The sequence below is a fragment of the Corynebacterium qintianiae genome (genome assembly GCF_011038645.2).
Classification (GTDB): Bacteria; Actinomycetota; Actinomycetes; order Mycobacteriales; family Mycobacteriaceae; genus Corynebacterium; species Corynebacterium qintianiae.
Genome location: NZ_CP064955.1, coordinates 245,386 through 267,538, shown reverse-complemented (window position 1 = coordinate 267,538; position 22,153 = coordinate 245,386). Strand labels below are relative to the sequence as shown.

Below are 22,153 nucleotides of genomic sequence, written 5' to 3'. Positions count from 1 at the left end.
CGTCACTGCCCGTCGCCGAGCAGGCTCTCGAGGAAGCCCTCCACGTCGTCGCGCACATCCGGCGGGAGCTCAGTCGGCAGCTCCGAGGGCAACGTAGGGGCCGTCGGGAAAGCAGTCGGGAGCGGCGGGCGGCTGGTGGTCGTCGTGGTCACCGTCGTCGTCGCCATCTGCGTGCTGGTCACGGTCTCCGTCACTGGGGGGCGGTTCGCATCTTCCGCTGCGCCTCGCCACAGGAACATGAACAGCACGGCCGCCGCTGTCGCCAAAGCCGCGATCACACCGAGTGCAACCGCGGCCGTGTTGGAGGAGTCGCGCGGTTCCGGCTCCTGGTGGTAAACGGGTTCCTCCCACTCAGGCTGAGGGGAATACTGCTGCTGCTCGGAAGGGTCCGGGAAGTACTGCCGCGGGCGGCGGGGCCGCTCCGGTTGCCGCCCGAACTGGCGCGTCTCATTGTCCATGGGATCCATGGAACTTACAGTAGCGCGCCGGGCCAGGACAGCTAGAACGTCAAGCCGAACACCGGCACGGCGATGAAGTAGGTCGCCAGGGTGATGAGAACCAGAGCGATGAGGTTGAGCCAGATACCGCCCTTGAGCATCTCACCCATGGTGACGTAACCGGAGGAGTAGGCGATGGCGTTCGGCGGGGTCGCCACGGGCAGCATGAACGCGCAGGTTGCCGACAGGGCAACCGGGATAGCGAGCAACAGCACGTTGATCTCGCCGCCACCGGTCAAACCGATGCCCACCGCGACGCCGCCCATGATGGGCAGGAAGGTCGCTGCGGTCGCGGTGTTGGAGGTCAGCTCCGTCAAACCGAGCACCAGGGCCGAAACCGCGAGGATCAGCAGGAAGATCGGCAGCGCGGCGAGGTTCTTCGCGGCCTCGCCGATCCACAGGGACAAACCGGTGGAGGTGAACATGGCGGACAAGGAGAGGCCGCCGCCGAACAAGATGAGGACGTCCCACGGCACATCGGTTGCGGTGTCCCAGTCGATGACGCGCTTTCCGCTCTTCTCCACGGGGAGGGCGAACATGAGCAAGCCTGCGATGATGCCCACGACGGCGTCGTCGTACGGGAATTCCCAGCCGAAGTAGTCGCGTGCGAGCGGGATAACAATCCACGCCAGTGCCGCTGCGAGGAAGATTATTCCCACTGCGACCTGGGCGAAGTTCCACTTGCCCAGTTTCTGGATCTCCTCCTGGATGAGCGCTTTGCCGCCGGGGATTTCGTCGACCTCGGGCTTGAACACGGTGATGAGAACCAGCCAGGCGACCACGGTGAAGACGATCGCGACCGGCATGCCCACGAGCATCCACTGGCCGAAACCGATCGTGATGTCGTGCGCCTCCTTCATGTACCCGGCAAGAAGCGCGTTCGGCGGGGTGCCGATCAGGGTGCCAAGCGAACCGATCGACGCCGCGTACGCGATAGCCAGCATCAGCGCGGTGGCGAAGTTCTTCTGCTTGGACATTCCCCCGACGGACTCGGCGGTCAGGGTGAGCACGGAGACGCCAATCGGCAGCATGACCACGGCCGTCGCGGTGTTGGACACCCACATGGACATGAACCCGGTGGCGATCATGAACCCGAGGATGATGCGCTTCGGGCTCGTGCCCACCACGGAGACCACCGCGAGCGCCAACCGGCGGTGCAGGTTCCAGCGCTGCAGACCCAGCGCCATGAGGAACCCGCCGAGGAAGAGGAAGATCGTGGACGACGCGTAGGGCGAGGCGACGGCGGAGAACGGGGCGACGGCGGCGAGCGGGAAGATCGCGATCGGCAGCAGTGCGGTCGCGGCGAGCGGGATAGCCTCCGTCATCCACCACACGCCCATGAGAACGGTGGTGGCCGCGACAACGCGCATGGCCTCGGCGGTATATTCGGCTCCCTCCTTCGCACCGGTGGACTGGGCGACGGTTTCCGGCGCACTCTCCGGGAAGATGAAGTAGACGATCGCGGCGAGCAGTAGACCGGCAATGAGTCCGATCAGCTGGCGCCGCCAGTCCTTCGGGTCCGGGGATTTAGCGAGATCGCCGTCGGACAGGATCGTCTGGCGCTCGGAGACGGTGGTAGACACGGGCGTTCCTTAAGTTCTCAGGTAATGGCCATCACAGTTTATGTTCCTTCACATAAATACTCCGAATCCCCTCCCCCCTATAGGTGGGCGTAGGACTCGCGTACCCTGCGGAACCACCACTCTCTCCTTTCCGGACGGGCACGCAACCCCTGCAGTCGCTCCGGATCGGGGGTAGCCAATCGCACTTCAAGCTGGCCGTGGACGATCTCCCGCGGTTCGCAGACGTCTTCGACGAACAGCCTCTGGGTGGCTAACCCCGCCGCCCGAGAACCGGTCAGCTTGGCAGCCACGAGGCCCGCGCCCACACCGACGGCGGTGTCTAGGGCGCTGGCGACCGTGAGGTCGAGCCCCAGCTCCTCCCCGACGCGCAGGAGCCGGTGCACGCCGCCGAGCGGCGCGGCCTTGACAACGGCCACATCCGCCGCCCGGAGCTTCGCCACCCGGTGTGGATCGGAGGCGCGCCGGATCGACTCGTCGGCGGCAATCGGTGTCGCCACCCGCGCTCGCACCTCGGCGAGCTCCTCCACGGTGCAACACGGCTGCTCGATGTACTCGAGCTCGCCCAACCGGTGCGCCGCCTCGACGGCCTCGTCCACGCTCCAGCCCCGGTTGGCATCCACCCGGAGCACCGCCCCGGGCCGCAGGGAGCGGACAGCGTTCACGCGGGCGAGGTCGTCGTCAAGCGACTGCCCCTTTTCCGCAACCTTGATTTTGAAGGTGCCCACACCAGGAAACCTTTCGAGGACCTTCTCCACCTCGGCGGGGCCCACTGCGGGGACGGTGCCGTTGACCTCCACCCAGCCGCTCGCCGCGGGTAACCCCTCGAACGCGGCCTCTATGCCCGCCGCGAGCCAGCGCGCGGCTTCCTCCGGGCCGTACTCGAGGAAGGGCGAGAACTCGCCCCAGCCGGCGGGGCCGTCGATAAGCAGGGCCTCACGCGTATCGACGCCCCGGAAACGCACCGCCATCGGCAGAGAAACAACGTGGGCGCGGTCGAGAATGTCGTCGATACTCGGTGTCATGGGGCAAAGTGTAAGCATGAGCTACTCCACCGACCAGCCCTTCGACCCCTCGCAGTGGGATGTCGTCGACGGTTTCGATTTCACCGACATCACTTACCACCGCCACAACGGCGGCGGGCGCGCCAACGGCACCGTGCGCATCGCCTTCGATCGCCCCGAGGTGCGCAACGCGTTCCGTCCGCACACCGTCGACGAGCTGTACCGCGCGCTCGACCACGCCCGGCGCGACCCGTCGGTGGGGACGGTGCTGCTCACTGGCAACGGGCCCTCAGACAAGGACGGCGGTTGGGCGTTTTGCTCGGGAGGCGACCAGCGCATCCGCGGCCGCTCCGGTTACCAGTACGCCTCCGACTCCGGTGAGGTGGATTCCGCTCGGGTGAAGGCCGAGGGCGGGCGCCTTCACATCCTCGAGGTACAGCGCCTGATCCGCACCATGCCCAAGGTGGTCATCGCCGTGGTGAACGGCTGGGCCGCCGGGGGCGGGCACTCCCTCCACGTCGTCTGTGACCTGACCATCGCCTCACGCCAGGAGGCGCGTTTCAAGCAGACGGACGCCGACGTCGGATCCTTCGACGCCGGCTACGGCTCAGCGTACCTGGCCAAGATGGTGGGGCAGAAGTTCGCGCGCGAGATCTTCTTCCTTGGCCGGACCTACACCGCAGAGGATATGCAGCGCATGGGCGCGGTCAACATCGTTGCCGACCACGGCCAACTCGAGGAGGAGGCGATCGCGGCCGCGCGGGAGATCAACACCAAGTCCCCCACCGCCCAGCGCATGCTGAAGTTCGCGTTCAACCTCACCGACGACGGCATGATGGGCCAGCAGGTTTTCGCCGGCGAGGCCACCCGCCTGGCGTACATGACGGACGAAGCCGTCGAGGGACGTGACTCCTTTCTGCAGAAGCGTGACCCGAACTGGGACGAGTTCCCCTACTACTACTAGGGTCTACCGGCTGTGACCCACCTCCTCGAGATCCTCCCCGTCGACCCGCGCGACCCACTGGCGATTCTGCCCGACCTCGAGGAGGCTCTCGCCGGTCAGCGCGCCCTGCTTCCCGTGCCCGCCGATGACCCGGCGCGCGCCAACCTCCTGCGCAACACCCAGGGGGTCGGGGAGCCGATTGGCGGCGACATCGCGCTTGTCGTGTCCACCTCCGGTTCGACAGGCACGCCGAAAGGCGCGCAGCTCACGGCCGCAAACTTGATCTCCAGCGCGGACGCGGCGCACCAATTCCTCGGTGGTGCGGGCCAGTGGCTGCTCGCTATGCCGGCGAGTTACATTGCGGGCCTGCAAGTGCTGGTGCGCAGCTTGGTCGCGGGTGTGGAGCCCGAATTTGTAGACCTCTCGCGCGGTTTCGTCGTCGCTGACTTCGCGGCCCGCGCCCGCTCCATCGCAGCCACCGGCGATCGCTGCTACACCTCGCTGACACCGATGCAGCTGGCGAAGGCCACCTCCACCCTCGAGGGAATCGATGCGCTGCGGCTTTTCAGCGCCGTCCTCGTCGGCGGAGCCGCCACCAACCCCGCACTACTTGCCTCGGTGCAGAAGCTGCGCATCAACGTGGTCACCACCTACGGTTCATCAGAAACCTCCGGCGGTTGCGTCTACAACGGCCTCCCCATCGCGGGGGCGAAGGTCCGCATCGCGGACGGTCGCATCCACCTCGGCGGCCCCATGATCGCGCACGGCTACCGCAACTTCCCCGGCCACGAGGCCTTCGCGGAACCGGGATGGTTCGCGACCTCCGACGCTGGCTCGCTTATCGACGCCCACCTCAACGTCTCCGGCCGCCTCGACAACGTCATCGACTCGGGCGGACTGAAACTGCACCCCGAGGTGTTGGAAAACTTCATGCTCCGCATTGGCGGCGTGGTATCCGCTTGCGTCGTCGGCGTGGCAGATGATCGCCTGGGCCAGCGCATTTGCGCCGCCTACACGGGATCCGCCCCGCTGCCGGATGTGATGGACGCGTTCGAGGACCTGCCCCGCTGGCAGGTGCCGAAGGAAGTCAAAGTTGTCCCGGCGCTCCCGATGCTGGGACCCGGCAAGGTGGACCGCGCTGCCGTCACTGAGCTCTTTTCATAGCTGCCTCCGCCGCCCACACCCCGGCCATGCCGTGGACACCCGCTCCCGGCGCGGTGGAGCCGCTGGCCAGGTAGACGCCCGCCCGCACCCGGTGCGGGTGGCGGAAGATGAGCTGGCGGGCGTTCATTTTCCCACCCGCGATGTCCTCGATGTAGCCGGTAACGTGGGTGTCATCGACCACCTCCCGGAACCCCGGAGCGAAGCGCTCGATCTGCCGGACGATGTGCCCAGTGGCATCCCCGTCGTAGCGGTGCGGCACGTGCGCGTAGGTCCACAGCACCTTTCCCCGCGCCGGGTCGGCGGCGAACTGCTGGCACACCATGACAAACGGCCGGTTCGGCATACGACCCCGTTCGACCTGCTCCTCGGCGTAGACAATCTCGGCAGCGGCCCCACCGACGTGTACCGTTCCCGCCTCACCAACCCGCGGGTCGCGCCAGGGCACGGGCTCTTTGAGCAGGAAGTCGACCTTGAACACCCCGGGCCCCGGCGTCATCGGCCGAGCACCGAAACGTCGTGCCTCGTTGGCCGTCATGTTGAGCACCACCGCGTCAGCCTTGGGAAGGGCGTCCGCCTCAACGCCGGTGCGGACCACCACACCCGCCGCCTGGGCTTCTTCGGCCAGCGCGTCCGCCACCGACTGAGCCCCGCCGCGCGCCACAGGCCAGCCGTTGGCGTGCGCCAACGCCCCGAACAACACGCCGAACGCAGCCGTCAACGGCCGGCGCGGCGACGTAAACGAATGCACCGCGTTACCCACCAGCAGCGCTTTCGCCTCCTCGGTGCGGAAGAGAAAGTTACCTAGCGACGTCGCGGGCAGCGCGCCGCGCAACCCGAAGCGCGCCATCGCCAGCGGATGCGGCGGGACGCGCAGCATCGTGGGGCCGAGGATGTTCTTGAGATGCTTGTCAATCTCGTTCACCACTGGGAGGTGGAGGGCGTTCCACGAGTCCTGGTCGGTGGAGAGGGCGTCGATAAGCGCGGTGCTCCTCTCCAACGGGTGCGCGACCGGACGTGGCGGCCGCAACCACTCGCCACGGAGCGTCTCGGCACCGAAGGGGAAGGCAGCCGCACCCAAGTCACTGACCGTGCCGGGGAAAAACTCGGCCGAGCGGCACTTTCCGCCGACGCTATCCTCGCGCTCGAGAACCTCCACGCGCCAGCCGGCCTCGGCTAGCCGCAGAGCCGCGGCGAGGCCGTTGATCCCGGCGCCGACGACGACGGCTTCGTGTCTAATCCGCACGCAGCAGCCTGGCGACGTCTTCGTGGGTGTACGTCGCCGCAATCTGCACGTCATTTCCCCCGCCGCCGAGGTTTCCCCGCACAAGGGCCGTGCGCTGGGAACCCGGCACAATCGAAAACTCACGCGGGTGCGGGAAAACCTGGCGCACCATATGGTTAGAGCGCAGCGCGCACGCATTGAGCCACACGTCGTCGGCCTTCGGCGCGTGACCGATAAACCCGGTGCCCTGGCGCGCAACGTACTCCACCATCGACGGCGGGTATGCCACGCCGGAGACACCCGTGGCGAAGTGGCGGTGCGACGGCGCGGTCGTGTACACCGCCTTCCACCGCCGGTAGAGGTCGAGCTGGTCACCGCGGAACGTGATCTCGTGGGCGCGGTACGCCACGATGAGGCCGGGATCGGCGTCAGAGGCGTTGAGAAGTTTTTGGGCGAACCAGCGCGGGTACATCATGTCGTCGTCGACCGTAATTACACGCGTGTCGGTCCCGGCGAACTGGGCGAAAGTGCCAAAATACTTCGTGTGTGGACCAAAAGCACCGTCCGAGCAACGAACCTGAAGTCCCCGATCAACCAGCCCCCGCAACCCCTCCGGCCATTCCGACTCGAAGTCGACCCGATCCAACCAGAGGAACACTGGAAGAAGCTCCGTGCCCATCAGGAGCGACGCAATCGAAGCCACCGAAGCAGACATGCGGTCGCCGTGGGTAGTCAAGGACACGACGGTGTCACCCTCCTGAGGGAAAGACAGCGACGAAGCGTTAGCCGCGAACTTTAGCCGCGGCGCACGCACGAAGGCCCCCACCGAGCTGAGTGCCTGGCGAGCGGCGTAGTCAATCCACATGACGGCCAACTTTAGTACTAATGACGGCCCCCGTCCCCCTCGACGGGCATGATGGAGGCCATGACCGCTCCTAATCATTCCGCTACCGTGCGGGACTGGTGGCAGGCCGCCCGACCCCATACCTGGGCCAACGCATTCGCTCCGGTTGTCGCGGGTACGGGTGCCGCCGCATTCCACGGCGGCGCGCACCTTGGTCGCGCCCTTCTCGCGCTCATCGTCTCGTGGGCCCTGATCGTGGGAGTGAACTACGCCAACGACTACTCGGACGGCATCCGCGGCACCGACGACGACCGGACCGGCCCCGCCCGGCTCACCGCCTCCGGGTCTGTGCCACCCGAGCGCGTCAAGAGCGCTGCATTCGTCTCCTTTTTTGTCGCAGCGGCTGCGGGGGTGATCCTCGCAGTGATGTCGGCGTGGTGGCTCGTGCTCGTGGGGGCGCTCTGCATCGCCGCTGCCTGGTTCTACACCGGCGGGAAGAATCCTTACGGCTACCAGGGCCTCGGTGAGGTCGCTGTGTTCATCTTCTTCGGCCTTGTCGCGGTAATGGGCACGGAGTTTACCCAGTCCGGATCCGTGACCTGGGTAGGGTTCCTTATCGCTGTCGCTATCGGCTCCATCTCGGCCGCCGTGAACCTGGCTAACAACATCCGCGACATCCCCACCGATGCGGTCGCCGGCAAGAACACACTCGCGGTGCGGCTGGGCGACGTCCGCGCTCGCCGCGTTTTCACGTTCCTCACCCTCACCCCCTTCGCGGCAAGTTTCGTCCTCGCAATCGCCTATCTTCCAGTCCTGATTGCACTCGTCGCCCTCCCCCTCGCGGTCGCGTCCACACTCAAGGTGATGCGCGGGGCGCGGGGCCCCGAGCTCATCCCCGTGCTCGGGCTGAACGGCAAAGCGATGCTGACGTGGGCTGTTGTCACCGCACTTGCGTTGGCATGGGGCGGGTCCATGTTGTTCAGTTACGCGCCGCTGGCTGGCCCCCGTTAGTCGGCGAACACGTCGGGTTCTTCGGGGTCGTTGAAGTTGTTGGCGCGGTGTTGAGGTGGGTGGGGTTTGAGGGGTCCGGTGTAGGGTTCGGCGGGTTCGGGGAGCTGGTGGGCGTGGGAGATGTATCGGCGTCCGCCGAGGAATCTGAATTCGATGTCGCGCCCGTTGGTGGTGATGTGCACGAGCCCGTTGCTTATCCTGGAGTGGCAGGCGGAGCACAGTGGGATCAGGTTGTCGAGGTCAGTGGCGCCTCCTTCGGACCATTCGGTGATGTGGTGGACTTCTGTAAACCGGGTGTGGTTGCATCCTGGCATGGCGCACTCGTAGCCCCAGGTGGCCAGCAAGGCGGCGAGTTGACCGTCGGTGACGAAGCGGCGTTTGCGCCCCACGTGCACGCTTAACCCGTTTTGGTCGAGCAGGTGCAGCCGCACGAACGCGTTGTTGACGTAGTTTTCCAGCATCTTCGACGGTGCGGCGACGTTGCCGGGCAGCCAGGCACGCCCGTTGGTTGTCATCATGATGTTGACGTGCGCTCCCGGCACCCGCAGGTCACTGACCGGGTTTGTGCGCACCATGTGCACCATCGACAACAGCGCAGCGTACATGTCGGCCTTGACGGGCGGGCCGAAACGCGAAACGCCGCGGCTGAGCTGCTGGGTAAGGTTCGGGCGGGTGTGCTGGGAGTCGGGTTCGATTTCTTCACCCGGGGGTTGCTCGGGTTGGGACTGTTTGTCGGCGAGTAAGTCGTCGAGGACATCGTCGATTGTCTCGTCGTCAGCGAGATCGTCTCCGGTGATGTCGTCGAGGCCGTAGTTGGCTAGTTGGGCGATCTTTAGCGCCGTGGGATACGCCGCCCCGTCGACGGGGTTGAGCCGGGCGGTGATGACCACGTCTCCGTTGTCGGTTACGCGAACGTCGTGGTGGTAGTCGTTCTCGACGGTGTCTATGCCGGTGCGTTCGATGCCGGCGAGGGCTTTTTTCAGTTCGGTAAAACAGAGTTTCCGCGCGAGAGCGACAAGGTCAGCTTCGTTCTCAGCTGTGAGGTATTTCAACAGGTAGCGAATCGTGGAGTAGGAAATCGCACCGTCGCGAAACGCCTCGGTCAACAGGGGGAAGTCGGGCAGTTGGCGTGCTACCCCGACGTATTCGAAGGCTGTTGACGGTGCGATGCGGGTCTCGCGGGCGAGCCAACCGGCGGTGCTAGATTCCCCGAATGTTTCTGCGAGTCGAAGGTAGTCAAACTCGGATAGTGCAATGAGCATTTCGGCGGGTGACTGCACGGCCCATATTTGGCATGAGCGTATACGCTGGACAATATCGCTCTCTTGACCTGCGTAAGTGTAGGTGTAGATACGGTCGGTTGTGTGGTCGAGTGTCGTCGTCATCATGTCCCCCAAAACTGTGTTCGAACACCTCACCTTCCAAGTTAGTGGCACGTTTGTTCGATGTCAAGTGTTCGGGCACACCTTTTTGGCCTACGCTGCCCGCACGGCGTCGAAAAGCGAACACCCACTCCGCCGCTGCAGAGTTCCTGCGGTTTACTACCGACGCGCTGCCCGAGCCGTCGAGAAGCGGGAGCTGACTCCGCCGCTGCAGAGTTCCTGCGGTTTACTACCGACGCGCTGCCCGAGCCGTCGAGAAGCGGGAGCTGACTCCGCCGCTGCAGAGTTCCTGCGGTTTTACAGCCAACCCGTAATCAATACGAAGTCGGCGCGCACCAAACCACTGGGCGCGCGGGAGAAACGTCCACGGGACCCATGTAATCGCAAAGCGAAAAGGAGCCCAAAATGGCAGGAAAATTCGAGGTCGACGAAGACAAGGCGGGAAAGTTCCGCTTCCGGTTGAAGGCAGGCAACGGTGAGGTGGTCGCCACTGGAGAAGCCTACGAATCTAAGGCGGCAGCCATCAAGGGAACCGCCGCTGTGCAGCGCGCGGCCGAAGACGCGAAGGTCCAAGGTCTGACCGCGTAACCGGGAGGCCTAGGCTGGTGGGCGTGCTCGACGTACTCACCGGCTTCTCCATCATCTTCACCGTCATCGGTGTCGGCTTCATCTTGGCGCAACGCGGGATCATCGGCCAGGGCGAGGCGCGGCTGCAATTCAACCGCGTCGCGTTCTGGGCGACAACGCCCTCGCTGATCTTCTCCTCCGTGGCCACCTCCGACACCTCCGCGTTCCTTTCCCCTGTGAACTTCGTCGTATTCGGTGCGACGTTATCAACGATGGCAATCTTCTGGGGGATCTCGGCCGTCTTTTTCAGGCAGGACGTGCCGACGACGATGGCAGGGGCGGCGTCGTCAAGCTATTTCAACTCGGTCAACATGGGTCTGCCTATCGCAATCTACGTCATCGGTGACGCCACCTACGTAGTGCCCGCGCTGGTCATGCAGATGGCGGTGTTGTCGCCGTTCGTCATCGCAGGCCTCAACGCCGGCGGTGACGGCAAGCACCACGTGCGCGATACCATCATCAGCGGGTTGACCGCCCCGATGGTGCTCGCCGCAATGGCCGGATTCATCGTTTCCGCGTCGGGCTGGACAATCCCCGAACCCGTCATGGCGCCGATCAGGATCCTCGGCGGCGCGTCGATCCCGCTCATCCTCATGAGCTTCGGCGCATCGCTCAAGGGGAGCCGAGTCCTGCGCGAAGGGCCCGATCGCTTGCCGACGCTCGTAGCAACCGCCCTGAAACTCGCGGTCATGCCGCTGGTGGCCTGGGGAATCGGCACGCTCGCGGGACTGCAGGGAAACCTGCTCTACGCGGCGGTCATCCTCGCGGCGCTGCCGACCGCGCAGAACGTGTACAACTACACCGCCAACTACCGCGTCGGCGAAACAGTCGCGCGCGACACCGTGTTCCTGACGACGTTCCTATCCCTGCCGGCAATGTTGGTCATCGCCGCAATCTTTGTGTAGCGACCCCGCCTAACGTTCCGCGAGCTCGTCCTGGATCCAGCGCTTGCGGGCGTCGCGCTGGGCGCGCCAGCTGGCAAGGGCCCCGACGGCCTCGACGCGCTGGCGGGAAAAAATAAGCATGGACAGCGGGAAGGCGGCGATAAGTGCGAGCAGCGCCGACATGATCAGTGGAACCGGCGCGCCGATCGCGGCGGCGAGCAGCTGAATAACAACCGTCAGGCCAATGAACAGCATGAGACGAAGCCCGCCGTACACAGCAACGGCCTTGTTCGCGCGGCTGCGCGCCTTGGGGTCAACCTCCGGGGCGTGTAAGTCACTCACAAAGCGCTACCCTACCCAACGCCCCCGCCCAGTATGTTGGAGGGCATGGGAAGAATTCTGCTCGTGCTGCTGATCATCCTCGCCGTCTGGATGCTGTGGCGCGCCTTCGGCCCCGGCAGTTCCAAGCGCTACGGGCCGCTGCGCGGCGAGCCCGCACCCCCAGCCGTGAAGGGCCCGGACGACGACGAGGAGTTCCTGTGGAACATCGAGAAGAACCGCTTCAAACAGCGCCGCGCCCAGGAGGAGGCGGAGCGCCGCAAGCGGGAAGAAGAGGAGCGCCGCAAGCGCCTCGAGGACGACTAGCGGGGCTCGAAAGTCATCGCCAGGCCAAGCGCAGCCGCAACGGCGGCAACCTTTTCCCAACGCACACCCGCGCCACCGTGCTCGATCGTGTGAAGGGTGGAGCGGGACACACCAGCGGCCTCGGCGACTTCCTGCTGCAACCGGCCGGCAGCGCGCCGCGCACACGCGATCTGCTCACCCAGGGCGATGAGCACCGGATCTTCGCTCGCCGGTTTGCCGATCTTGTTGCGGGGACCTGACATGGCGACCTACTTTCTCGTACCCTCGCGGCGCAGCACCTCAGGCAATTTCTCCGCCCACGCCAGGGAGTGGCGCACGCCGTCGGCGACCGTGTACTCGACGTCCCAGCCCAGCACCTCGGCGGCTTTGTCCGTGCGCGCGGCGCTTCCGGCCACGTCGCCGTTGCGCGGCGGCGCGGTTCGTACGTCGAGGGGGCTGCCGGTGGCCTCGCCGACGGCCTCGGCGAGCTCGAACACGGTTGTGCCGGTTCCGGTGCCGAGGTTGATCACCTCATAGTCGGCCAGTTCGGCGTTTAGCGCGAGGACGTGGGCGCGCGCCAGGTCCCACACGTGGATGTAGTCACGCAGGCCGGAGCCGTCGCGCGTCGGCCAATCCACGCCCGTGACTGTGAACGGCTGGCCTGTCTCGTGTGCGGTGATCATTTTGCCCAGCGCGTGCGACGGCGCCGGGTTCTGCAGGCCGGTGCGCAGCTGCGGGTCGGCGCCAATGGGATTGAAATAACGCAGCGCGATCGCCCGGATCGCACCGGCGGCTGCGGCGTCGGCCAGCACGCGCTCCAGCATCCACTTCGACGCCGCGTAGGGGCTCGTGGGGTTGACAGTGCTGGTCTCGCTGACCATGAAGTCGGGGTCGGGCTCGTACATGGCGGCGGTGGAGCTGAGCAGGAACTTGCCGATGCCGCGGGCCGAGAGGGCGTCGATAAGCGAGATGGCTCTACCGACATTGTTGTCGTAATACATGAGAGGCTTTTCGACGCTCTCCGGGACGACGATCTTGGCCGCGCAATGAATCACAGCCTCGATCTCGGGGTGGTCGTCAATAATGCGGTCGAGCAGCCCCCGGTCCGCGATGTCGCCCTCGTAGTGGTCGAAGCGTTCGGCGAAGACGCGCAGACCGGTGGAGTAATCGTCGAGGATGACCGGGGTAATCCCGTTGTCGGCGCAGCAGGAGGCGACAGTGGATCCGATGAAACCGGCGCCGCCGGTGATGAGGACCTTCATCTAATTCAACCCCGCGTAGGAATGCAGACCTGCGATGACTGTGTTGACGTAGGTCATGTTGAAGATGGTCATGGCCATCGCGAACACGTTGATCCACGCGGCGCGCACGTTCTTCCAGCCGGCGGTGGCGCGCGCGTGCAGGTAGGCGGCGTAGAGGATCCATGTGATCATGGAAACCGTCTCCTTCGCGTCCCAACCCCAGAAGCGGCCCCACGCCACTTCGGCCCAGATGGCGCCGAACACGATGCCGATTCCGAACAGCGGGAGGGTGATAATCGCCGTCTTGTAGGTGATCTGGTCCAGCGTCTTTGCACTGGGCAGGGGCTTCGCGATCGCCCCGAAAAAGCCGCGCTCCTCACCCCGCGGCTGCCACATGCGCAGCAGGTAGAGCAGCGCGAAAAGGCCGGACACGAGGCCGATGGACGCGCCGACGGACACTGAGGACACGTGCACCGGCAACCAGTAGGACTGCAGCGCCGGTACGACGGGCGCGGCGTGCATGTGGAACACCGTCGAGTTGAGGAACATCGCGATGACCATCGGCGAGAGCACCCACGGCCACAGGGTGTGCCAGTTCTTGCGCTGGATCACGACCGCGGCCGCGATCATCACCACCGCCGTCATGAGCAGGATGTACTCGTAGAGGTTGCCCAGCGGGAAACGGTGCGCGGCCAGGCCGCGGGTGATGAAGGCCGCCACGTGCAGCAGAATGCCGAACCACACTAGCGCCTGCGTCATGTTCGCCCACTTGCGTGCACCGGCGACGCGCCGGTCGTACTCCGACTGGTCGAAAACGCCCGGCACCTGAACTACCGCGTCGGGCCCGCCCGCCCCGACGGCGACCCTCTCCAGCGACTCGCTGCGGGCGCGTTCGCGGCGCATGTCGATAACGCCGAACATGCGGCCGTAGTAGACGCACGACATAATCAATGCGACCAGGTAGATGACGAAGGCGGTGCGGAACGTCAGGTCCGACAGATCCGCCATGGTGGAGTCGACGAGCATAGGGGTAAACCTACCCCAGCGCCGCGACATTAACCAAGGTTGTCTACCTCACTCTCAGGGGATTGTCCATCATCGTTAACCCGGCCGAGAATCCGGTCGGCGATCTCGTCGAACTCGCTGCCCCAGCCGGCGCGGTCCGTCCGCGCCAGGCCCGCGAACTCGACGCGGGTAGAGCCGCCCTCGGGTGCCAGGCGCACCCAGATGCGGCGGCGCTTGATCGTCACCGAGCCGATGAGCGCGCCGAGCATGAGCACGGTGGTGGCCAGCGCCCAGATCTGGGTCGGGTCGCGGGAGATCTGGTAATTGGCGTACTCGGCGGCGCCGTCGAAACGCACCGTGATGCCGCCGTCGATGGTGACATCTTCACCCGGGGTGAGGTTGACGCGGTCGGCCTTCTGCAGGCGTCCGTCGGCGATAAGCGACTGGTCGAGCACGAAGATGTTCTGGGGGCGACCGGTGTCCAGGCCCGCGTCGCCGACGTAGATGTCCACGGCCATCGCCGGGTCCTGCATCGACGGGAAGGAGGACTGCAGCTGGTCCCCGTTCGGCCCGATCCACTGCGCCGTCGGGGCGAAGACACCTTCGATGGCGATCTGGTTCTCGCGGCGCTCGGCCAGGTCCGGGTACATGCCGGCGGGCGGGTCGAAGCGCAGCACGCCGTCGGAGAGGAAGTTCTGCAGGTCGGTCGGGCGGAATTGGATCATCTGCGTGCGCGACTCACCGTCGGGCCACGTCACCGTGACCTGAGGTGCGAATCCGTGGCCCTGCAAGTAGATGCGGTCGCCGTTGATGCGCAACGGGTGGTTGACCCGCAGCGTGTAGTCCTGCCAATCCTCCCTCTCGGCAGCTAAATCCGTCGTGAAGGAGATATCGGACGCGAAACCGTTCGCCTGCCCGGTGTTGAGGTAATCGGCGGTGAAGTTGTGCGCCACGAAGCAGAAAGGCGTGAGCCCGGTGCCGTCGAAAAGCGGGCCCGCCCGAAAGACGTCGAAGTTGGACGGCGAGGTATTGCAGAATTCGCGCGGCTGCTCGACCGGCACCGCGTGTTCGGAGTCCGAGTTGGTGACAACGATGACCTGGCCCTCGTAGTAGACCATGCGGCCGGCGGTGAAGGTGAGGATCATGCCGACGAGCCCGATGTGGAACAGCAGGTTCATCAGCTCGCGTGTGTATCCCTTCTCAGCCGAGATCGAATACACCCCGGCGCGGTCATCCTTGGGCGCGTACGTCGCGGTATTCCACCGCCGCAGAATCCGAGCTACATCGCTCTCGACCTCGGCGAGAGGCTTATCGACGACCCCCTGGTCGTGCAAGGGCATCCGATGCAAATACTTCGGGGCGCGCGCGGGGGTCGCCCGGTAGGCGCGCCAGTGATCGATAGTGCGGGGGATGATGCAGCCCACGAGTGAAACCATGAGCAGGGTGACAATCGCGATGAACCACGTTGAACCGAATACGTTGAACAGCTGCAGCCGGTCGTAGATGGGCCCCATGGTGGGGTTCGCTTCGATGAAGTCGTTGACGAGCGTGGTGCTCACCGAGCGCTGCGGCAACAACGCGCCCGGAATCGCGGCGAGGGCGAGGAGGAAAAGGAGGACCAGCGCGGTGCGCATACTTGTGAGCCAGTGCCACGTCTTGCGCAGCCAAGAAGTCGCGGTGTTCATTAGATGATGGTTGCTCCGTATCCGGCGACGAGCTGGCGGGACCAGGAAATGAAATAATTCCATGCGCCGGTGACCAGCATCAAACCGACGAGAATCATGAGGATACCGCCGATGAGCTGGATTGTGCGCGAGTGGCGGTGCAGGAAGTCCACACCCGCGACGGCCTTGGCCGAGCCTAGGGCCATGAGCAGGAACGGAAGGCCGAGGCCCAGACAGTAGGCGATGACGAGAAGTATGCCGCGCGCCGCCGTGAGGCCCTCGGTGCCGACTGAGACCGAGATGATCGCCGCCAGCGTGGGGCCGAGGCAGGGAGTCCACCCGAGAGCGAATACCCCGCCGAGCAGCGGTGCTCCAAGGACCGTGGTCCACTTCTTTGGCGCCATGCGGGTGTCGCGCTGCAGCACGGGTACCGCACCGATGAACACGAGCCCCATGACGACGGTGACCACGCCGCCGATGCGCATGAGCGTGCCCGCGTTGAGGGTGATCAGGCTGATCGCCCCGAACACCGAGACCGTGGCCAGCAGGAACACCACAGTAAAGCCCGAGATGAACAGCGCCGCCGCGCCGGCGACGGCCCACTTGCGCGACGCCACACGCGGGCCCTTCTCCCCGTACTCCATCTCGCCGCCGACGACGCCGGTGAGGTACGACAGGTACCCGGGTACGAGCGGGATCACGCACGGAGAAGCGAACGACACCAGCCCGGCTGCCGCCGCGGCGAGCATGCCAACGAGCAGCGGGCCCGTGACGACAATGTCGGAGAAAACCTCGCCCATCTACTCCCCTTCGAGCTGGTCCGTGACCGTCAGGATGTCCTGCGCCGTCACCTCGCGGAGGAACACGGCGGCCGGGCGGTGCTGTTTGTCCAGGACCACCGTTGTCGGGATCACCGAGCTGGGTACGCCGCCTAGGTTGACGGCGGTCTTGAACGGCGGGTCGTAGATCGACGGGTACGTTACCCCGTTGTCCGTGACGAAGTCGCGGGCGATCTCCGGGTTGTAGTCGCGCACGTTTATGCCCAGGACCGTGCCTTTGCCACCTAGCGCCTCGTGGACCTCCTGGAGGTCGTCCACTTCCGCGCGGCACGGCGCACACCACTGGCCCCACGCGTTGAGCACGACGATCTGGTTGTCGAAGTCGGAGAGGTTGATGTGCTCGCCGGGCTGCATGAGCGACTCGCCGCCGAAGTTAGGCAGCGGCGCGCGCTCGGCTTCGTCGTAGAAGATCTCCACCTGGCCGCCCGGCGAGTGGAAGGAAAAGGTTGCGCCGCTGTCAGGGGACGCGCAGCCGGCCACGAGCATGACCGCGCTCAACGGCGCGGCGAGTCGCTTCAGCATCTAGACGTCCTTCGCTGGTCGGTTGTACGACCAGTCAACAACATCGGGGCCCTCGAACACAAGCGAGGTCACGCTCGCCAGGTCGCACTCGCGCTTCAGGTGCGGCAACCGTTTGCGCTGCACGTAACGCTGCACCATCACGATCGGTAACTGGTGGCTGACCACCACAGCCTCGTGGCCCTCGGCCGCGGCGCGGGCGTGCTCGACACCGCGCAGCATGCGCGCGAGGATCTCCTCGTAGGGTTCACCCCAGCTCGGCCGCGTGGGGTTGGTCATGTGGCGCCAGCGCGGCGGGTACCACAGTTGTGAGCGCCAGCCCTTGGTGCGCAGGCCCTCGAAAGTGTTGTGCGATTCGACGACGTCGTCGATGGTGCCGACCTCTAGGCCGGTCACCTCCGCGATGGGCTTGGCCGTCTCGCGCGCACGCTCAAGCGGGCTCGACGCCAGGTACGTCACGTCACGGCCCTCGAAGAAACGCGCCGTGACGGCGGCCATGGAACGGCCGCGGGCGCTGAGGTGGAAACCCGGCATGCGCCCGTAGAGCAGCCTCATCGGGTTGTAGACCTCGCCGTGGCGGACGAGGTGGACAGTGGTTCGGTCCCCCGTCATGCCGCCGCCCCGGCCGCGGCAGCTTTGGCAGCGATGGCGAGCGCGCGCTCGATGTGGCCGAAGTCGTCGGCGGTGAGTGCGGTGGAGACGAACCACGTCTCGAACGCGCTCGGCGGGGCGTAGACCCCGTTGTCCAGCAGCGCGTGGAAGAACGCCGGGTAGCGGAAGGTGTCGGCGGCCTTCATATCGGCGAAGTTCGCGCCCGCGCCCTCGGCGAAGCGGATCGAGAGCATTGTCGACGCCCGCTGCACGTGGTGGGCCACACCCTCGCGATCCAGTGCGGCGTGGATCAGTTCCTCGAGGGTGTCGGCGTTGCGCAGCAGCACCGGGTAGATGTCCTCGCTGGCGAGGCGCAGCGACGCCATTCCCGCCGCCATCGCCACAGGGTTGCCGCTGAGCGTTCCGGCCTGGTAGACGGGGCCGTTGGGGGCGAGCTTCTCCATAATGTCGCGGCGGCCGCCGAAGGCCGCGGCCGGCAACCCGCCGGAGACAACTTTGCCGAAGGTGGTGAGGTCGCCGGCCACCCCATCCACGCCGAACCAGCCCGAGTAGGAGGTTCGGAAACCCGTCATCACCTCGTCAAGGATGAGCAGTGCACCGTCATCGTGGGCGATCTCCTTCAATGCCGCGTTGAAGCCCTCGGCCGGGGCGACCGTGCCCATGTTGCCGGCGGCCGCCTCCGCGATCACCGCGGCGATCTCACCGGGGTTCTCAGCGAACGCTTTCTTCACGGCGTCGAGGTCGTTGTAGGGCACAACAATGGTGTCGGCGGCCTGGGCGCCGGTCACGCCCGGGGAGTCCGGCAGGGAGAACGTCGCCAGACCGGAACCGGCGGAGGCCAAGAGGGCGTCGACGTGGCCGTGGTAGCAGCCCTCGAACTTGAGTACCTTGGACCGGCCGGTGTAACCGCGGGCCAGACGCACCGCAGACATGGTGGCTTCGGTGCCGGAGTTAACCATGCGGACCTCCTCGACGGAGGTGCGGTCGATGATCATCTGCGCGATCTCGACCTCCGCCTCGGTCGGCGCACCGAAGGACAGGCCGTTGGCCAAGGCCTTCTGCACAGCCTCAACGATGTCCGGGTGAGCGTTTCCGTGGAGCATCGGGCCCCAGGAGTTGACCAGGTCAACGTAGGTGTTCCCGTCGACGTCGACAAGCTGGCTCCCGCTGGCCCGCTGGATGAAGCGAGTCTGGCCACCCACGGATCCGAAAGCCCGCACCGGCGAGTTGACACCTCCCGGCGTGACCTGCTGCGCTCGCTGGAAGAGCTCGGCTGATCGCGCGGTGTTTGCTCCGGTGTTGGCGGACGTGGGCGTCGAGTTCTGGGCAGTCATGCCGACCAGTCTAGGACACGCGCTTCTTGCTCTGGTTGCGGAAGGCGGTGAACATGATGACCACCACGAGCGCGATGGCGATCCAGTTCGCCACCCGCGCGTACTGCTCCAGGACGAATACGACCGGCTCGCCGATCTGCCAACCGAGTCCGAAGTAAATAAAGGACCACGCCGTCTTGGCCACGAAGTTGAGCAGCATGAACTTCCACAGCGGCATGCCGGTCATTCCCGCGAGCACGAAGACAACGAAGGCGATGGGCAGCGGAATCGGCAGGTAGGCGAGGAAAATTCCGAGCCAGCCAAGTTTGACCGCCCACTTCTCCACACGGGCGATGTTGCGGGCCGCGCGCTTGGACTGGTTCGCCTGCACGTCCAGCATTCCCCGGCCCCACAGTTTCCCGGCCCACCAGTAAATCCAGTCGAACTTGATGGCCACGACAGAGCCGATCAGCAGGTAGACCAGCCAATTCTGCGCCTCACCTACCGAGGCGAGTGCGCCTGTCGACGCCGCGCCGATCCGCGAACCCGTCAGCGCCAGCATCACCGGCGGGTCCAGGCCCAGCAGCCACGCGCGCAGCGGGATCATCGCCATGCCGAAGACCCCGACGAAGGCAAACCACCCGAGGCACCAGTAGTCTTCACGCGTCGGCTTCGTGTTCCACGGCAGGCCGTCCTCTTCCCACCACTCTTTCTCCGCCTCGGGGCGCGGGGTACCGGACTCAGTCATGGCAGTCCTCAGCCGTGGCGCGGGCGTGGGCGACGACGGCGGGTACCCCGACGCCACCGGCCCAGGCGCCGGTGAGGAAGATTCCGGCGGCGTCGGGGGAGGCGTCGAGAAGCTCGTGCGTCGCGGAGACGGTGGCCAGATGCGCGGCGTCGAAGCGCGGCAACCCGCCGAACCAGCGCTGGACGTAAATCTCCTCCAAGCCGGCGGCGCGGCCGTCGAAGCCGGTGGCGGTCTGCAGGTCGTCGAGGGCGGCGTCGACCAGGTCGTCCTCCTCGGCGCGTATCGCGAGGTCGTCGCCGAAGCGACCGAAGCTGGCGCGGACCAGGGCGCCGCCGCGCTCGGCGAGGTGCGGCCACTTGCGCGACGACAGAGTAAAGGCCTTGGCGGTCAGGTCGTCCTCGTCGGCGGCGACGAGAACCCCGGAGTTCTGCGGCAGCCCCTCGTCCGTGGCGAAGCGCATGCCCACAACGACTGAGTTGGCGAGTTTGACCTTGGACAGCTCGGCGGCCGCCTCAGGGGCCAGAGTCTTGAGCAGCAGCGCGGTTGTCGGGGCCGGCGTTGCGACGATCACCCGGTCGTACACCACGTCTTCTCCGCCCTTGAGGCGGTAGCCTTCACCGTCGCGTGCAATGCCGGAGATGAAGGCGTCGACGTAGATGTCCGCGCCGCTGTGCTCGGCCAGCGCCTCGTAGAGCTCCTGGTAACCGTCGCGGAACGCGTTGAACACCGCACCTTGGCCGGTCGGCAGCTCCGCGCGGGAGGCCTCCAGCCCCCGTACCGCGGTGGAGAGGTTGACAGGCGAGCCTCCAGCGGCCAAGCGGTCAAGCTCGTTCGCAAGCTGCGGGACGGTAGCGCGCAGGCCAAGGTCGTCGGCGGAGCAGGAGTAGACGCCGCCGAGCAGCGCGGAGACGATACGGTCGACAACCTCGTCGCCGTAGCGCTCGCGGACCAACGCACCGACGCTCACGTCGCCGCCGACCTCCCAGGGGAATCCGGCGGCGTCGGCTTCGGCGTCGATACGCGCGGCTGTCTCGGCGGAGACGAGGTGCTTGACCGGGTCCGACGACGACGGGATGCCCATCACTCCTCCGCGCGGCAGCGGGCGGACTTGTCCGCCGGTGTAGACGAGCGAGCCTAGGCCGGAAGGCTCCACCAGCGAGTCGGCGAGGCCGAGCTCGGTGAAGAATTCCACGGCGTCGGCGCGACGCGCGAGGAACGCCTCGGCGCCCATGTCCGTGGGCCCCGCCTCGAACGCGACGGTGTGCAGCTTGCCGCCGATCCGGTCCGTCGCCTCGTAGACGTCCACGGAGTGGTCGCGCAGCTCGTAAGCGGCCGTAAGTCCCGCCAGGCCAGCACCAATAATTGCGATGCGCACTAGTCCTCCTCGTGGATGATTGCGACGGCCTCGGTGACGGCGGCCGCGTCCGTGGTGGGCAGGACCCCGTGGCCGAGGTTGAAGATGTGGCCGGTCGCGTCGCCGGCCGCGACGGCACGGGCCGCCTCCGCCTTGATGCGGGCAACTTCACCTCGCACGACGTCCGTGCCGGCGAAGAGGAGGGCGGGATCCAGGTTGCCCTGCAGGACCCGCGGCGAGGCGAAGCGCTTCGCCGCACTGTCGAGCGGCACGCGCCAATCCACGCCCATGACCTCGCTGCCCGCCTCGGACATCGCGCCGAGCAACTCGCCGGTGGCCACGCCGAAGTGGATACGCGGGATTTCGCCCTCGACCGAGCGCAGGATCTCAACGGAATACGGCAGGACGTGGCTGCGGTAATCGCGCTCGGTGAGGAAGCCGGCCCAGGAATCGAACAGCTGCATCGCGTCGATGCCCGCATTGACCTGTGTGCGCAGGAACGCGACGATGGTGGGGACCAGCTTCTCCATCAGCGCGTGCCACGTGGCCGGGTCGCTGTGCATCATCGCCTTGGTCTTCTCGTGGTTCTTCGACGGCCCGCCCTCGACGAGATAACTGGCCAGCGTGAACGGCGCACCCACGAAGCCGATTAGCGCCTGCGCGTCGGTCAGCTCGCCGAGGATAATGCGGATGCCCTCGGCGACCTCGTCGACGTCACCCTCGAGCACAGGAAGCTTGTCGACGTCGCCCCTACTGCGCACCGCCTCCGCCATCACAGGCCCGCGGCCCGGGACGATTTCCACGTCCACGCCCGCCGCCTTGAGCGGCACGACAATGTCTGAGAACAGGATCGCGGCGTCGACGTCGTGGCGGCGCACCGGCTGCAGCGTGATCTCCGCGAGCAGCTCGGGCATGAAGCAGGAGTCCAGCATTGCGATGCCCTCGCGCACCTCGCGGTACTCGGGCAGCGAGCGGCCCGCCTGGCGCATGAACCACACCGGTGTCCGGGTCGGCGTCCGCCCGTGGGCGGCGTCGATAAGGGGGGCGTCGACAAGCTCGCGTCTACTCATAAAGAT

Annotated in this window: 24 protein-coding genes; 6 read left to right on the top strand and 18 right to left on the bottom strand. The window is 66.1% G+C overall.

All coding sequences use genetic code 11. The features are described from left to right. Window positions 1-2: 2 nt before the first annotated feature. From G7Y29_RS01375 to G7Y29_RS01365, 3 genes are all read right to left on the bottom strand, one after another. A complete protein-coding gene (locus tag G7Y29_RS01375; RefSeq protein ID WP_235933492.1) occupies window positions 3-467 on the bottom strand; it encodes a hypothetical protein in 465 nt (154 codons plus the stop codon). A gap of 32 nt (window positions 468-499) precedes the next feature. Then, window positions 500-2,080 (bottom strand): SLC13 family permease, encoded by a 1,581-nt coding sequence (locus G7Y29_RS01370; RefSeq protein WP_165003414.1) that lies wholly within the window; start codon window positions 2,078-2,080, stop codon window positions 500-502. Window positions 2,081-2,157: 77 nt separating this feature from the next. After that, window positions 2,158-3,102: an o-succinylbenzoate synthase gene (locus G7Y29_RS01365; protein ID WP_165003412.1), complete on the bottom strand. Its 945-nt coding sequence runs from the start codon at window positions 3,100-3,102 to the stop codon at window positions 2,158-2,160. A gap of 16 nt (window positions 3,103-3,118) precedes the next feature. On the opposite strand from G7Y29_RS01365, the gene G7Y29_RS01360 reads away from it, so the two are divergent. After that, window positions 3,119-4,045 (top strand): 1,4-dihydroxy-2-naphthoyl-CoA synthase, encoded by a 927-nt coding sequence (locus tag G7Y29_RS01360; protein ID WP_165003410.1) that lies wholly within the window; start codon window positions 3,119-3,121, stop codon window positions 4,043-4,045. Between the two features lie 12 nt (window positions 4,046-4,057). After that, complete coding sequence (gene menE, locus G7Y29_RS01355) at window positions 4,058-5,188, top strand: o-succinylbenzoate--CoA ligase (protein WP_165003408.1); 1,131 nt, start codon at window positions 4,058-4,060, stop codon at window positions 5,186-5,188. Here menE and G7Y29_RS01350 read toward each other — a convergent pair. Next, window positions 5,169-6,431, bottom strand: a complete 1,263-nt coding sequence (locus G7Y29_RS01350; protein WP_346727130.1) for a phytoene desaturase family protein — start codon at window positions 6,429-6,431, stop codon at window positions 5,169-5,171. The genes menE and G7Y29_RS01350 overlap by 20 nt on opposite strands. Continuing rightward, window positions 6,421-7,275 carry a glycosyltransferase gene (locus G7Y29_RS01345; protein WP_165003404.1) on the bottom strand — a complete coding sequence of 285 codons (855 nt, stop codon included), beginning with the start codon at window positions 7,273-7,275 and terminating at the stop codon, window positions 6,421-6,423. The genes G7Y29_RS01350 and G7Y29_RS01345 overlap by 11 nt, the downstream gene beginning before the upstream one ends. Before the next feature lie 48 nt (window positions 7,276-7,323). On the opposite strand from G7Y29_RS01345, the gene G7Y29_RS01340 reads away from it, so the two are divergent. Beyond that, on the top strand, window positions 7,324-8,265 hold the full coding sequence (locus G7Y29_RS01340; RefSeq protein ID WP_430393280.1) for a 1,4-dihydroxy-2-naphthoate polyprenyltransferase: 942 nt from the start codon (window positions 7,324-7,326) through the stop codon (window positions 8,263-8,265). On the opposite strand, the gene G7Y29_RS01335 is transcribed toward G7Y29_RS01340, so the two are convergent. Continuing rightward, the gene (locus tag G7Y29_RS01335) at window positions 8,262-9,527 is read right to left on the bottom strand and encodes an HNH endonuclease signature motif containing protein (protein ID WP_165003402.1); all 1,266 of its coding nucleotides are present in this window, start codon (window positions 9,525-9,527) and stop codon (window positions 8,262-8,264) included. The two genes, G7Y29_RS01340 and G7Y29_RS01335, sit on opposite strands and share 4 nt — an antisense overlap. Window positions 9,528-10,052: 525 nt before the next feature. Here G7Y29_RS01335 and G7Y29_RS01330 point away from each other — a divergent pair. Beyond that, window positions 10,053-10,235, top strand: a complete 183-nt coding sequence (locus G7Y29_RS01330) for a YegP family protein (RefSeq protein WP_165003400.1) — start codon at window positions 10,053-10,055, stop codon at window positions 10,233-10,235. 23 nt (window positions 10,236-10,258) lie between these two features. Beyond that, window positions 10,259-11,179, top strand: a complete 921-nt coding sequence (locus tag G7Y29_RS01325; RefSeq protein WP_165003398.1) for an AEC family transporter — start codon at window positions 10,259-10,261, stop codon at window positions 11,177-11,179. 9 nt (window positions 11,180-11,188) lie between these two features. Here G7Y29_RS01325 and G7Y29_RS01320 read toward each other — a convergent pair whose 3' ends face one another. Next, window positions 11,189-11,500 (bottom strand): DUF4229 domain-containing protein, encoded by a 312-nt coding sequence (locus tag G7Y29_RS01320; RefSeq protein WP_165003396.1) that lies wholly within the window; start codon window positions 11,498-11,500, stop codon window positions 11,189-11,191. A gap of 45 nt (window positions 11,501-11,545) precedes the next feature. Here G7Y29_RS01320 and G7Y29_RS01315 point away from each other — a divergent pair, with 45 nt between their 5' ends. After that, complete coding sequence (locus G7Y29_RS01315; RefSeq protein ID WP_165003394.1) at window positions 11,546-11,803, top strand: hypothetical protein; 258 nt, start codon at window positions 11,546-11,548, stop codon at window positions 11,801-11,803. Here G7Y29_RS01315 and G7Y29_RS01310 read toward each other — a convergent pair. From G7Y29_RS01310 to hemE, 11 genes are read right to left on the bottom strand one after another with little or no spacing between them, the layout of a single operon-like run. Beyond that, window positions 11,800-12,045: a helix-turn-helix transcriptional regulator gene (locus G7Y29_RS01310; protein WP_165003392.1), complete on the bottom strand. Its 246-nt coding sequence runs from the start codon at window positions 12,043-12,045 to the stop codon at window positions 11,800-11,802. The two genes, G7Y29_RS01315 and G7Y29_RS01310, sit on opposite strands and share 4 nt — an antisense overlap. A 6-nt stretch (window positions 12,046-12,051) precedes the next feature. After that, a complete protein-coding gene (galE, locus tag G7Y29_RS01305; protein ID WP_165003390.1) occupies window positions 12,052-13,044 on the bottom strand; it encodes a UDP-glucose 4-epimerase GalE in 993 nt (330 codons plus the stop codon). Beyond that, window positions 13,045-14,049 carry a c-type cytochrome biogenesis protein CcsB gene (gene ccsB, locus G7Y29_RS01300; protein ID WP_165003388.1) on the bottom strand — a complete coding sequence of 335 codons (1,005 nt, stop codon included), beginning with the start codon at window positions 14,047-14,049 and terminating at the stop codon, window positions 13,045-13,047. It lies immediately after the preceding gene. A 29-nt stretch (window positions 14,050-14,078) separates the two neighbouring features. After that, on the bottom strand, window positions 14,079-15,713 hold the full coding sequence (locus G7Y29_RS01295) for a cytochrome c biogenesis protein ResB (RefSeq protein ID WP_165003386.1): 1,635 nt from the start codon (window positions 15,711-15,713) through the stop codon (window positions 14,079-14,081). Further along, a complete protein-coding gene (locus tag G7Y29_RS01290; RefSeq protein WP_165003384.1) occupies window positions 15,713-16,492 on the bottom strand; it encodes a cytochrome c biogenesis CcdA family protein in 780 nt (259 codons plus the stop codon). Before G7Y29_RS01290 ends, G7Y29_RS01295 begins: the two co-directional genes overlap by 1 nt. Continuing rightward, window positions 16,493-17,050, bottom strand: a complete 558-nt coding sequence (locus G7Y29_RS01285; protein WP_165003742.1) for a TlpA family protein disulfide reductase — start codon at window positions 17,048-17,050, stop codon at window positions 16,493-16,495. A 3-nt stretch (window positions 17,051-17,053) separates the two neighbouring features. Beyond that, on the bottom strand, window positions 17,054-17,662 hold the full coding sequence (locus G7Y29_RS01280) for a histidine phosphatase family protein (RefSeq protein WP_165003382.1): 609 nt from the start codon (window positions 17,660-17,662) through the stop codon (window positions 17,054-17,056). Further along, a complete protein-coding gene (gene hemL / locus G7Y29_RS01275; protein WP_165003380.1) occupies window positions 17,659-18,996 on the bottom strand; it encodes a glutamate-1-semialdehyde 2,1-aminomutase in 1,338 nt (445 codons plus the stop codon). Before hemL ends, G7Y29_RS01280 begins: the two co-directional genes overlap by 4 nt. Before the next feature lie 10 nt (window positions 18,997-19,006). Then, the gene (locus G7Y29_RS01270; protein ID WP_165003379.1) at window positions 19,007-19,723 is read right to left on the bottom strand and encodes a DedA family protein; all 717 of its coding nucleotides are present in this window, start codon (window positions 19,721-19,723) and stop codon (window positions 19,007-19,009) included. Beyond that, window positions 19,716-21,098 carry a protoporphyrinogen oxidase gene (locus G7Y29_RS01265; RefSeq protein WP_165003377.1) on the bottom strand — a complete coding sequence of 461 codons (1,383 nt, stop codon included), beginning with the start codon at window positions 21,096-21,098 and terminating at the stop codon, window positions 19,716-19,718. Before G7Y29_RS01265 ends, G7Y29_RS01270 begins: the two co-directional genes overlap by 8 nt. Further along, the gene (gene hemE, locus G7Y29_RS01260; protein WP_165003374.1) at window positions 21,098-22,147 is read right to left on the bottom strand and encodes a uroporphyrinogen decarboxylase; all 1,050 of its coding nucleotides are present in this window, start codon (window positions 22,145-22,147) and stop codon (window positions 21,098-21,100) included. The genes G7Y29_RS01265 and hemE overlap by 1 nt, the downstream gene beginning before the upstream one ends. Window positions 22,148-22,153 lie beyond the last annotated feature (6 nt).